The following is a 13,239-nucleotide window of genomic DNA, read 5'->3' as shown; positions in this document are numbered from 1 at the left end:
GCAGGAGGGCGGTTCATCGCGAAAGCATAGAATAGCCGCATGGCAGTCAGCACTTTCGACCTTTTCAAGATCGGCATCGGGCCGAGTTCCTCCCACACCGTCGGCCCCATGCGCGCCGCGGCGCGCTTTGTCGCGCGCTGGATCGAGGAGCCGGGGCGGCTGCAGGACGTGGTGCGATTGCGCGCCGAGGTCTTCGGTTCGCTGGCGCTGACTGGACGTGGCCACGGCACCGACAAGGCGGTGCTGATGGGGCTGGAAGGCCACATGCCCAACCTGATCGATCCCGACGTCATTCCCGCCGCGCTCGCCCGCATCCGCGGCGAGAAGAAACTGCTGCTGTCCGGCCGCCATCCGGTCGCCTTCGACGAAAAGCGCGACCTGGTGATGAACAAACGGCAGAAGCTGCCCTTCCACACCAACGGCATGCGCTTCACCGCATTCGACGCCAACGACGAAGTGATCGCCACGCGCGACTACTACTCGGTCGGCGGCGGTTTCGTGGTCAACCAGGACGACGCGGCTTCGGACCGGATCGTCGCCGACGAAACTCCGTTGCCTTACCCGTTCCATAGCGGCGACGAGCTACTGGCGCAATCGCGCGAGAGCGGGCTCAGCATCGCCCAGCTGATGTTCGAGAACGAAAAATCCTGGCGCAGCGAGGACGAGATCAAGGCCGGTCTGCGCGAGATCTGGACGGCGATGCAAAGCTGCGTGGCCCGCGGCATCCGCCAGGAAGGCACCTTGCCCGGCGGCCTGCACGTCACTCGTCGCGCCCCTGCCCTGTTCAACGAACTGTCCAGCAAACCGGAAGCGGCGATGCGCGATCCGTTGACCACCCTGGACTGGGTGAACCTGTACGCGTTGGCGGTGAACGAAGAGAACGCGGCGGGCGGGCGCGTGGTGACTGCGCCCACCAATGGCGCGGCCGGCATCATCCCTTCGGTGCTGCATTACTACGATCGCTTCTGCCCGGGCGCGAACGAGGAAGGCGTCTTCAATTTCCTGCTGACCGCGGCGGCCATCGGCATCCTCTACAAGGAAAACGCCTCGATCAGCGGCGCCGAAGTCGGTTGCCAGGGCGAAGTGGGAGTGGCGTGTTCGATGGCGGCAGGTGGTCTGGTCGCCGCGCTGGGCGGCACTTCCAGCCAGATAGAGAACGCCGCCGAAATCGGCATGGAGCACAACCTGGGACTGACTTGCGATCCGATCGGCGGGCTGGTGCAGATTCCCTGCATCGAACGCAATGCGATGGGCGCGGTGAAGGCCATCAACGCCAGCCGCATGGCCGCGCGCGGCGATGGCAAGCACAAGGTTTCCCTGGACAAGGTCATCAAGACCATGCGCGACACCGGCCGTGACATGCAGGACAAGTACAAGGAAACCAGCCGCGGCGGACTGGCGGTCAACGTCATCGAGTGCTGAACCGGATCTCGTCTAGGCAAGTCTTGCGCCCGACCTTGCAAGAAGGATAAGCGGCGTTACACCGCACGGAAACACGACAGCGTCCCGACTTCGGCCCGGACGAGCGCTTCGCCCTGCGCCCACCGTTGTTGTCATAAACGCGTCATAGCGCACGCTTCGCCGCATTCTATGCAACTACAGTGCGCGCATCCCGGCCTCGAATGCGGGTCACGACTCTAGGGGAACGTCGGTGCAGGGCCAATACGACCTATGGACGGTCATCCTGTCGTTCCTGATCGCCTGGTTCGCAGCGTTCGTGGCGATCCAGCTCGCCGGGCGCGTACGCGAGGCAGCGGCGCACCGGACCGTACTGTGGATATGGGCGGGCGGAACGGCGCTCGGCCTGGGCATCTGGTCCATGCATTTCATGGGCATGCTCGCTTTCCATCTGCCGGTGCCCATTCTCTACGACCTGCCGATGACGGCGGCCTCGGTGCTGCCGGCCATCCTGTCCTCCGCTCTAGCCTTGTACATCGCCGGCACACGCAAACGCGGATGGGCGCAGTTGTTGCTTGCGGCCCTGATGATGGGGCTTGGAATCTGCGTCATGCACTACTCGGGCATGGCCGCGATCACCTTCGTCCCGCCACCCGCTTGGTCGGTCGCATGGGTAGCGGCTTCATTCGCCGTAGCGGTCGTGGTCTCGCTGATCGCGCTGGTGTTGCTGACGCGCTTCTCCTGGGATCGGGGCGAGAGCCATTTCAACATCCAGGTCGGCGCCGCGGCGCTGATGGGGCTCGGAATCTGCGGCATGCACTACACCGGCATGCAAGCCATGTTGCTCGGTCCGGAAACCTATTGCGCAACCCGTCCGAACGCGGTGCCCGGCGAGCAACTGAGTTTGGCCATCGTCAGCAACACCCTGCTGTTCCTCGCGGTGATGACCGTGGGCTCGCATCGCGATCAACGCAGGGCCCGGCAGAACCTCCGCGACGCCGAGGCCAAGCTCACCCATAGCGCCGAGGTCCGCGCGCAAGCGGAAGCGCTCGCCGGGGAATTGACCTGCGACCTGCGCGCCAGCGAGCAGCGCTTTCGCACGCTGGTCGAGAACACGCCTGGCGCGATGCTGATGGTCGACGGCGACGGCCGCATCATGTTGGCCAATATCGCGGCCGAAGGTCTGCTCGGCTACCCGCGAACCGAGTTGATCGGCCAATCCGTAGACATCCTGGTGCCGGTCCGCTTCCGCGCCGGGCCTGGCGCGCTTGGCGACAGTTACAGCCTGATCCCGCAACTGCGCCGGATCGATGCCGGGCGCGATATGTACTGCCTGCGTAAGAACGGCGTCGAAGTTCCGGTCGAACTCAGGCTCAATCCGCTGACGGTCGACGATCGCCAGGTGGTGCTGGCCACCATCATCGACCTCACCGAACGCAAGCAAGCGGAGGAACACATAAAACGCCTCGCCTACTTCGACGGTCTCACCGGACTACCCAATCGCACTCAATTCCAGCTTCGCCTCGCCGAACTGGTGAATCGCCGCGGCGATGCCGGTTTCGGCCTGTTGTTCGCCGATCTGGACGGATTCAAGGAAATCAACGATTCGCTCGGCCACAGCGCGGGCGACCGCGTGCTGACCCAAGTAGCGCAACGCCTGCGCGATGCCGTCGGCATCGATGGCGAAGTGTTCCGCTTCGGCGGCGACGAATTCATCGTCCTGCTGCCGGCCGGAAGCGCGCTTCGGGACGACGGCATCGCCAACGAACTGATCCGGCGCATATCGCTGCCGCTGCGGGTGGAGGGCGAGCAATTGGGGGTCACTCTCAGTATCGGCAGCGTGCGCTATCCCGAGCATGGCGACAAACACGATTTGCTGCTGCGTCGCGCCGACAACGCGCTGTACCACGCCAAAGCGGCGGGCAAGAACCTCCACCTGCGCTTCCAGACCGACATGGAAGAGACCGTCACGCGCCGCTTCATCATGCTCAACGAGCTGCGCCAGGCCGCCGAACGCGATCAACTGGTCGTTCTCTACCAACCTGTCGTCGAACTGCAGAGCCGACGCGTCATCGGCGCCGAAGCCCTGGTCTACTGGGATCATCCCAAACACGGCCGGATCACACCCGCCACCTTCATCCCGGTCGCCGAAGAGAACGGCCTGATGGAATCGCTAGGCGAATGGGTGCTGATCGAGGCCATCCGCCAATCGGCGCAATGGCGCGCACGAGGCCTGGCCTCGTTGCGCATGGCGGTGAACGTCTCCGGCACGCAGTTCCGCAACGCCGCCCGCCTGCGCGACGCGGTAACCGAGGCGCTGCACCAGCACGACTATCCGGCCGGCGACCTGGAACTTGAAATCACCGAGCGCCAAATCATGTACGACCCCGAATCGAGCATCGCCACCATGCACGCCCTGTCGGACCTCGGCGTGGTGATCGCGCTGGACGACTTCGGCACCGGCTATTCCAGCCTCAGCTACCTGAGCCAGTTCCCGCTCGGCAAACTCAAGATCGACCGTAGCTTCATCGACCAGATCGATCAGGTCGGCCCCGGCCGGGCGATCGTGCGCGCGGTGGCCGAGCTCGGAAACAGCCTGGGCATGACCGTGGTCGCCGAGGGCATCGAACGCGAAACCCAACTCGCACCGCTGCTGGCTTGCGGTTGCGGCGAGGCGCAAGGCTATCTGTTCGGGCGGCCGATGTCGGCAGCCGACTTCGAACGCCACGTGCGAATCAGGCTTACCGCTTGAGCGAAACACCTTGCAAAAAAACGCCCGGGATATCCCGGGCGCCGATCGCATCGCGGACGGAACGGGATCGCTCCCGTTGCCGCCATTAGCTGCTAGTACAAACCCATCACCGAGACGTTGGCGAAGGGGCTCTCGCCCACCACGCTGAGGTAGTACGTCCCCGCAGCCGGATTGGTGATGACCACCGCTTCGCTGTTGCCGGCCTTGGCCGACTTGCGGTCGTAACTCGTCGCGGACGGCGTGCGTTCGTAGGCGACATAGATCGAGACGTTGCCGGTACCGCCATAGGTACGCAGGTTCAAGCTGGTCCTGCCGGCCGGCACCACGATTTTGTACAGCAGCGCATCGCCGGTGGCGCCGGTCTGGCCCGTTATAGCGATCCGGTTGTCGAGCAAGGTGCCTTGATCGACCGGGATGTCCTGAGTCGCTGCCAATACCGCTGCCGCGGCGTTGGCGATACCGGGTCCCTGCGATTGGCTGACCGGCGGCATCACCGTGAACGGCGTCACCGTAGTGCGGAGCAGGGTTTTTACCTGCGCCGGGGTCAGTGCGGGCCTGCCGGCGCCTACCGCTGCGCTTTGCATCAACGCGACGATGCCGGCCACGTGCGGGCTGGCCATCGACGTCCCGATCATGCCGACCATCAGATCGCCGGCTGGACTGGCGACGGGCGCTTGCGTACCGCTGTTGCCCAACGACCAGATCCAGCGGTCGTTCGGAGACGAGCCGCTGGTTGCGTTGCCACCCGGCGCCGAAAGGGTGACGGCGGCACCGTAATTGGAAAAGTAGGAACGGGCGCCATCGACGCCCGTGGCGCCGACCGTGATCACGCCCACGCAACTGGCGGGCGAGTGATAGGCGGCGTCCTGGTTGTCGTTACCCGCGGCGACCACCACGGTCACGCCGCGGCTGACCGCGCCGTCGATGGCGGCCTGCGTCACCGGATCGTCGTTGCACGAACCGTAACCGCCCAGGCTCATGTTGATGACCTCCGCCGGATTGGCGTTGTCGGGCACACCCGCGACCGTACCGCCCGAAGCCCAGGTGATGGCATCGGCGATATCGGAGGTATAACCGCCGCCATGGCCAAGCACGCGCACCGGCTGCACCTTGGCGTTGAAGGCGACGCCCGCAAGGCCTAAGCCGTTGTTGGTCACCGCGGCCACCGTGCCCGCGACGTGAGTGCCATGGAAAGAGCTGGTGCCGCCGCCTTCCCAGTCGCCCGGATCGTGCGCATCGGCATCGCGCCCGTCGCCATCACCGGCGACGACGGTGTCGATGATGAAGTCGTAACCCGGCACGATGTTGGCGTTGAGATCCGCGTGGTCGAGATAGCCGGTGTCCAGCACCGCCACCACCACGCCCTCGCCCGTCGATGTATCCCACGCGGTGGGGGCCTTGATGCCGGTCGTCGGGTGGGTGTAATGCCACTGCAGATCCAGGCGTGGATCGTTCGGGGTGAAGTCCAGCCGCTGCTTGATGTAGTCCGGCTGCGCGTATTTGACCGACGGATCCGCCCGCAGCTGCGCGAGCAAGGCGTTGGCTTCATTCTGGTTCAGTCCTCGCGACAGGCGGATCACGTCGCCGCCAGTGGCCAGCCTGCGTACGTACTGCATGCTCAGCGCCGCGCTGCTGCCGTTGGCCGATAGTTTGGTACCGGCGACACCGGCGCGCATTGCGGCTGCATTGATCGCGTTCAACAACAGCGTCTGGCTGCTGCGCGCGGCGGTTCCGTCGCCGTACTTGACGATGAAGCGGTCGAAACTCGCCTGCCTCAACGCACTGCCGGGAAGAACTTTCCTGCTGTTGTTCGCGACACCTGCGGAGACCGAGGCCGCCGAGACAGCCGCGCTCGGGCTGGACATCGTCCGCGGCGCGGCGCTGAAATAATCCGATGCGAAAGCCGATAGCGCAGCGACCACGGCGGTGGCGAGTGTTCCGGTGCAGGCAATACGAGTGCTCTTTCTCACGTTCTCTCTCCTAGGAAATGCAAAGTTTTGGCGAACAGCGCAGGACCTGCCTCAGGGGAAACCGGATCCCGACGACTTTCGCTTTCAACACGTGTGGTTGTTGCAGGGGATTACAGATCGAAGCCGAAACCGACGCCCGCCGATTTGTCGTCGCTGCTGAAGGCGCCGCCGATGCTGAAGGACGCACGTTCGCCGACCGCCTTCGAGTAACCGACCGACAAGGCGCTTTCTCCGTTCTGCCAACCGGCGCCGACCGCGACCCGGCCGCGCGGACTGCGGCTGCCGGCGGCGTTGATCGACATATTCATCATCGCCGAGCTCATCGCGCCCATCCGGTCGATGCGTTGATCTTGTTTGCTCAGGCGCATACCGATGTCGTTGGTCAGTTGGGTGAACTGGTCGTTCATCGCAGTGAAGCGGCTATCGGTATAGGCGTTGGCGGAGCTGAGCGTTCTGGTCGCGGTGGTGTCGGTGTAGCTGTTGGCCGCAGTCAAGGTGGCCGCGTCGCCTGCCTGCATCTGACCGACGTTGGCCGCATCGGTGGTGTTGACGCCTGCGGCCACATTGGTGACGCGGCGTTCGTTGCCGGCGCTACCGACCGAGACGGTATTGGCCTCGTTGGCCACCGAGCCCTGGCCGATCGCGACCGCGCCGCTAGCGGTAGCCGATGCGCCCTGGCCGATGGCGGTGCCGTTGGCCGCGGTGACGCTGGCGTCCGCACCGACCGCAACGGCGTTGGTCGCGGTCGCGCTGATCGAACTGTTGCTGCCGACTGCAGTGCCGCCATCGGCCCCGACCGTCGAACCTGTGCCCACCGCGGTGTCGCCGGCATCGGTGGCGACGCTGCCCTGGCCGATCGCCAGGCCATTGCCGGTGCCCGACGGGATATTGCCGCCACCGCCGCCCGAACCTTGCTCAAGAGAACCGATGCGGTTGCTGAGCCCGGTCAGTGCGTTATCGAGCGCACCGAATGCCGAACCGATGTTGGAATAGCTGCCGCCCTGGATGCTGTAGACCGGCGCGATCATCAGGCCGTTGGCGCCGAATGCGGCGCCGCCGCCGAGAGCGGACGCCACCGAATCCAGCTGAGCGAAGTTAACCGCGTCGCCGGACTGCGTGCCGGCCTTGAGGTTGCTTATGGTCGTGCCTTCGGCTCCGCCCAGGGTGATCGCGTCTTTGGCGTCCGGGTCGTCGTATTTCACTGCAGCCGCATTGATCTCGCCGACATCGCCACCGACTCCGGCGATCGCCTGATCGAGCTGGCCCTTGTTCACCGCATCGGTGGCCTCGGTACCGGCGGCGACATTGGTGATCTGGCGATCGATCGCTGCGTGCACTACGCCGCCAGCATCGGTCCAGTCCTGCGCCGCACCCACCGAAACCGTGTCGGCGCGATCGGCCAGCGAACCTTCGCCGAGAGCGACGCTGTTGCTCGCTTCGGCGGTAGTCCACGCATTGGCGCCGAGCACCGTGGCGTGTTCGGCTTGGGCGAAGCTGTTGTAACCCAGCGAGGTGGCCGAACCGCCGATCGCCCAGCTTTCGGCGCCGACCGCGGTGGTGTAGTCGCCGACGAGAGCGCTGTCCCAGTACGAACCTGCATAAGCGCCCGCACCCAAAGCCGTGCTGTACATTCCGGCCGCGCCCGCCGAAGCGAACGAGCCATCCGAGAAGCCGCCCAGCGCGGTGCTGAACTGTCCGGTCGCCGCCGCGTTCTGGCCGACAGCGGTGCCTTGCGACCCGACGAAAACGTTCTCGCCCGTTTCCTCGTCTGTCGACCAGAACCCGGACGCCGCTCCCGCACCGATCGCAACGCCGCCGACCCCGGACATGCTGTTCGCGCCGATCGCCGTCGCATTGAAATCGGTGGCGTAGGCACCTGAGCCGACCGCGACGCTCTGCCAGCCATCCGCCGTCGCGAACGCGCCGATCGCCGTCGTAAACGGAGCGTCGGCCAGTGCCAGGCCGCCCACCGCGGTCGCGAAGAAGCCATTCGATTCGCTGCCCGCACCGACGGAAACGCCATTGGAACCGTTGGCGATGCTGCTCGAGCCCAGGGCCACGCTGCCACCGCCATTGGCCTGCGCGCTGTTGCCGCCAGCAAAGCTGGAACCACCCTCGGCCGTTGCGTTCGCGCCGATCGCGCTGCTGTTGTCGCCATTGGCGATGCTGCCGTAACCGTTGGCCACGCTGTAGCTGCCGATCGCGTTGGCGCCGGTGCCAATGGCCGACGAGCCTTCGCCCAGCGCCAAGCTGCTGCTGCCGAACGCCAACGAGTAATCGCCGACGGCATTGCTCTGGTAACCGAACGCGCTGCTCTCGACGCCTTCGGCCACGCTGTTGGCGCCGGCGGCGATGGAATTTTCGCCGGCTGCGACCGCATCGTCGCTGCCGTCGGCCAAACCGTTGGCGGCGAAGTAGTGGTCGTCGTCGTTCATGGCGCCGGCCACCGCATCCAACTGGGCCAGGTTCACCGCATCGTTGGCCTCGGTACCGGCGGCGACGCCGGTTATCTGACGCGTCATCCCGGTCCACTCACTACCTACCGTCACCGTGTTGGCGCGGGAGGTGACCGAATCGGCGCCGAGCGCGACCGAGTTCTCGCCCATCGCATAGGTGCGGGCGCCAATGGCGGTGGAGTTGTCGGTCCACGCCCTTGAGTCCATGCCGATCGAGATCGAATCGATACCGCCGGCCTGGGCACCGCTGCCCAGAGCAGTGGCTCCGTCCGCCTGGGTCGTCGCGCCAGCGCCCAGCGCGACACTGTTGATGCCCCAGGCCAAAGTGTTCTCCTCGATGCACATGAAACCGGTGCAGGCCTTGGTGCCGCCGATCGCGATCGCGCCATCGGCACCCGCAGTGGTCCACAGACCGCCCATGGCGATCGAATTCTTGCCGTACGCCATCACGAGGTTGCCTATGGCGATGCCGTGGTCGGCGTTGGCATCGACGTAGCTGTCGGTACCGATCGCGATACCGCCAATCGCCAGCGAGCTTGAATTGGCGCCCATGGCCAAGGAGAAATCGTTCGTCGCCCAGGCGTTGTCGCCGAAAGCGCTGGCGCCGTAGCCGGAGGCATTGCTCAGCGTGCCGACAGAGGTGCCGAAGTCGCCCGCTTGGCTGCCGGCGCCGATGCCGATGCTGTCCGCGCCGCTGGCCAGGCTTTGCACGCCGATCGCGATAGAGGCTTCGCCCAGCGCCTGGCTGCCGCTGCCTTGCGCGACCGAATATTCGCCAGTGGCGACGCTGCCATAACCGCTGGCGACGCTCTCGGTGCCAAGCGCGTTGGCGCCAGCGCCGAGCGCCGACGAACCTTCGCCCAATGCCAAGCTGCCGCTGCCCACGGCCGTCGAGTAATCGGCATCGGCGTAACTGTTGGCGCCGTAAGCGCTGCTTTCCACACCATTGGCGACGCTGTTGGCGCCGGTGGCGGTGCTGGATTCGCCTGCCGCCACGCTCATGGTTCCTACGGCGGTGGCGTTGAGCTGCAGAGCCTGCGCCTGATCGCCCAGCGCCAGCGTACCGTCGCCAAGTGCGGCGGCTTGATAGCCTAGCGCGACTGCGTGATAGCCGGCGGCGATCGTCGCTTCACCCGGACCGATCACGCCATCGCCATCGAGGTCGACGCCGAGGCCGCCGCCGAGCGCGATGCTGCCATCGCCCACGGCGGTGGAGTAATAGCCCGATGCCAGCGCGTAGTTGCCTTGGGCCCAGGCCAGACCGCCAACGCTGGTGGCGCCTTCGCCGATCGCGTAGCTGGATCCGCCGATGGCGACACCGAAATCGCCACCCATGGCGCGCGAGTTGGCGCCAAGCGCCACTCCGGCTTCGCCGTTGGCGCCACTGCCGAAACCGGCTACCAGACTGCCATCTCCATAGGCCTCCGCATTACCGCCGATAGCCGTGGAACCGGTGCCGGAGGCGAGGCTGAGCGCACCGATCGCGGTACCGCCCTGCTCGGCTTCGGCCGAAGCCGAGGCGCCGATCGCGGTATTGCCCAAACCCATGACAGGACCATCGCCAGACGCATATGCGCCCTGGCCCACGGCCACGCTGGCGTCGCCGAAGGCCATCGCGCCTTGGCCGAAGGCGCTGGCGCCGAGGCCGAAGGCGATGCTGCCCGAACCGATCGCAGTGGTGGCATTGGCCGCGGCCCAGCTGCTGCTGCCGATGGCGATGGCGCCCTCGCCGGTCATGGTGGCATCGTCGCTGCCGTCGCCGGCGCCGTTCACCTTGATGTAGGCGTCGTCGACCACCGCCATGATCCCGGCATCGGCCTGCGCCTTTGCCTCGCATCCGGCCTGGTCCGTCTGCTGCGCACCGGCGGGCATCGTATCGGCGCATGTCGCATCGGTTGTGTCTCCGACCGTCGCGGAGTCGGCCGCGTGCGCGCTGGGCGTCAGCGCGAAGCTCGCCGAGAGCAACAATGCGCCCAGGGCCGGCATGCCTTGGCGATGGATCCGCCCCGCCTTCCTGCCGCTACTAGCCGCCAATTCCGAAACTACCACCAGCGCCTGCAATGACCGGTTCCACACCCGACTGAAAACCCTGTTCATCGAATTTCTCTCCAAAATTTGATATTTCAAGAGCAAAAAGACACCCATCGGCCAAAAACGCCGGCGCGAAGCCGGTCGTTGCCGCAGCATCGATTCAGGTTGATTTGCCGATGTACCCCCGGCAAAGACTGGCTGCCGGGACCAAGCGCTCCTGCGCTGCGCCCCCCTCGGCCTGGATGCGAACGTAAGGCCTGCGTAACCGCCTTGTCACGCACGATGTTCTCACCGGATAATCGCGCAATTCTCACCGTCGGCATCGCCAGTTGCCCACCGCGGCTGCGCACGGATGCATGGGCCGATCGTTTCCGTTTTCCAATGGGGCGCCGTGCGTCCGCGGGACTGCGCGATCGACATGTGGCATCGTTTTTTACGCTGGCTGCGCAGCGCGCCCATCACCGACCCGGTGGATCGCCGCAATGCGCCCGTCATGCAGGCGCTGCTGCTCTGTTACGGGCTTCTGCTGCCGCTGAACTGGGCGTGGCGGATCATCGCCCGCGGCAGCCTACCCACCGAGGGCAGGATGATCATCCTGCTGATGGATGTCGCGATCATCGCTCTGGCCTGGATCAGCATCGTCATGATCCGCCGCGGCCGCTTCAAGCCTGCGATCGTGCTGTTCTTGGCACCGCAGCTGATCTCGCTGGCGATCGTGTTCTTCCAGTTCGGCACGCAGCCCGGCGTGATCGATCCGGCGCCCACCATCCTGCCGCTGGTGATCGGCGGATTGGTGCTGGGGCGCACGGCGCTCTGGACCGTGTTCGGCCTGCTGATGCTGGTATTCGGCATCGGATTCGCCACCGAGATAAGGGACGCGGGCGGAACCACCGAGGCGATCCGCAAGGCCCTGGTCAATGTGCCGGCCGTGCTGATCAGCCATTTGCTGATCACGGCGGTACTCGACCGCACGATCCAGGCATTGCGCGAAAGCCTGGGCGAATCCATCGCCCACAGCCGGGCGCTGCAGCACGAGATGGCCGTGCGCGAACGCGCGCAAGCGCAACTGATCCATTCGCAGAAGATGGAAGCCACCGGGCGCCTAGCCAGCGGCATCGCCCACGACTTCAACAATATCCTGGGCATCATCCTGGGTTTCGCATCGCAGCGGCACCAGTCGGGCACCGCTACCGTATCGCGCGCGGCAGCGTTGGAGGAATCGCTGGAAGGCGTGGAGATCGCGGCCAGGCGCGGCAGCGCGATCAGCCGCAAGTTGCTGCGTTTCGGCAGGCACGATGTTTCCAGCATCGAAGTGTTCGATGCCGGCAACGCCATACACGAACTGAAGCCGATGCTGCGCCAGATGTTCGATGCCGACATAGGCTTGGAGATTCTGGTCGAACCACAGGCGCTGCCTGTTCGCCTGGATCGCAGCCAGTTCGAACTGATGATCCTCAACATCGCCGCCAACGCGCGCGATGCCATGCACCAGGGCGGCGACTTCTCGATCGAAGTCGGACGCCTGCAAGAACAGCGCGGCGAGATGGTCCGCATCGGCCTGTCCGACACCGGACACGGTATGACGGAGGAAGTTCTGCACCGCGCGTTCGATCCGTTCTACAGCACCAAACCCGCCGATAGCGGCACCGGCTTGGGATTGTCCGTGGTGCGTGATCTTGTGGAGAACGCGGGCGGACGCATCGAGACGAACAGCCGGCTCGGTATCGGCACTACGTTTGCGATATTGCTGCCGCTGGCGCCGAGCGGTCCGCCTGCCGACGCCGCCTCCGGAAACAAATAGGAAAAATCGACCACTCCTGGAAGACGGACACGTTCGCCGAAGAAGCGAGCCGCGGCTGCCGTACTTCCGCCAGAACTCCGCGCGTCAACGCGTCGCGGTCAACACATACCCTTCGCCATGCACGGCCGACAGCGGCAGCGGTTCGCCGCAGGCGTCGGCGACCTTACGGCGCAGACGGTGGATCATGGAATCCAGGCGATGGTTGTCGAAGTCGAAGACATTGCTGGTCAACGCGGCGATCAGCGCCTCGCGGGTGACCAACTTGCCGGGCGAAGCGGACAGACAGGCGAACAGACTGCGCTCGCTCTTGGTCAGCGCCACCACGGCGCCCGATGGCGTCAACAGGCACCAGCCATCGGCATCGAGGCGCCAACCGGGGTGGACTTTCGTGCGCTCGCCGTTACCGCGCAGGCGACGCGCCAGACTGTGCAGCGTGGCCGCGAGCAGTTCTATCTCCACCGGCTTGGACAGATACGCATCGGCGCCTTCGCTCAAGCCTCGCACGCGATCCGGTGTTTTACCGCGGCCGGTGAGCATGACGATACCCAGCAACGGATAGATCTCCCGCAATTGCCGGGCCACGCTGAAGCCATCCTGGTCGGGCAAGCCCACGTCCAGTATCACGATATCGGCGGCTTGGTTCTGCAGATGCGCGTAGAGCGCGGCGGCGGTTTCGTGGCCGCTGACGACGAAACCGAAATCCTTCAAACCAGGCAACAGGACGCGCTCGCGCAGTACGACGTCGTCCTCAAGCAAGGCGATGCTCGGCGCCGTCTGGGTCGGGTTGAGCGGATTCATCTGCACCCCTGAGTCGCAGACGCTACGTCTGCG

The 13,239-nt window shown here is 65.5% G+C and carries 5 protein-coding genes and 2 pseudogenes; 3 read left to right on the top strand and 4 right to left on the bottom strand.

What is annotated here, in order from left to right; genetic code table 11:
• The first annotated feature begins 39 nt into the window (after positions 1–39).
• Entirely contained in the window at positions 40–1,422 is a 1,383-nt protein-coding gene (locus tag J2W94_RS00880) for an L-serine ammonia-lyase (RefSeq protein ID WP_310089718.1), read from the top strand.
• Positions 1,423–1,651: 229 nt separating this feature from the next.
• A complete protein-coding gene (locus tag J2W94_RS00875; RefSeq protein ID WP_310089717.1) occupies positions 1,652–4,150 on the top strand; it encodes an EAL domain-containing protein in 2,499 nt (832 codons plus the stop codon).
• Positions 4,151–4,242: 92 nt separating this feature from the next.
• Here J2W94_RS00875 and J2W94_RS00870 read toward each other — a convergent pair whose 3' ends face one another.
• From J2W94_RS00870 to J2W94_RS00865, 3 genes and pseudogenes are all read right to left on the bottom strand, one after another.
• Positions 4,243–6,120, bottom strand: a complete 1,878-nt coding sequence (locus J2W94_RS00870; protein WP_310089715.1) for a S8 family peptidase — start codon at positions 6,118–6,120, stop codon at positions 4,243–4,245.
• Between the two features lie 110 nt (positions 6,121–6,230).
• Positions 6,231–6,986, bottom strand: a pseudogene (locus J2W94_RS18120) (YadA family autotransporter adhesin); the annotation flags it as partial.
• 180 nt (positions 6,987–7,166) lie between these two features.
• A pseudogene (locus tag J2W94_RS00865) lies at positions 7,167–10,673 on the bottom strand (ESPR-type extended signal peptide-containing protein); the annotation flags it as partial.
• Between the two features lie 352 nt (positions 10,674–11,025).
• Here J2W94_RS00865 and J2W94_RS00860 point away from each other — a divergent pair.
• Positions 11,026–12,408 carry a sensor histidine kinase gene (locus tag J2W94_RS00860; protein WP_310089713.1) on the top strand — a complete coding sequence of 461 codons (1,383 nt, stop codon included), beginning with the start codon at positions 11,026–11,028 and terminating at the stop codon, positions 12,406–12,408.
• Between the two features lie 84 nt (positions 12,409–12,492).
• Here the strand turns inward: J2W94_RS00860 and J2W94_RS00855 are convergent, their stop codons facing one another.
• Positions 12,493–13,206: a response regulator transcription factor gene (locus J2W94_RS00855; RefSeq protein ID WP_310089712.1), complete on the bottom strand. Its 714-nt coding sequence runs from the start codon at positions 13,204–13,206 to the stop codon at positions 12,493–12,495.
• Between the last annotated feature and the right edge of the window lie 33 nt (positions 13,207–13,239).

Source organism: Pseudoxanthomonas sacheonensis, assembly GCF_031455975.1.
Classification (GTDB): domain Bacteria; phylum Pseudomonadota; class Gammaproteobacteria; order Xanthomonadales; family Xanthomonadaceae; genus Pseudoxanthomonas_A; species Pseudoxanthomonas_A sacheonensis_A.
This window is presented reverse-complemented; position numbering and strand designations above follow the sequence as displayed.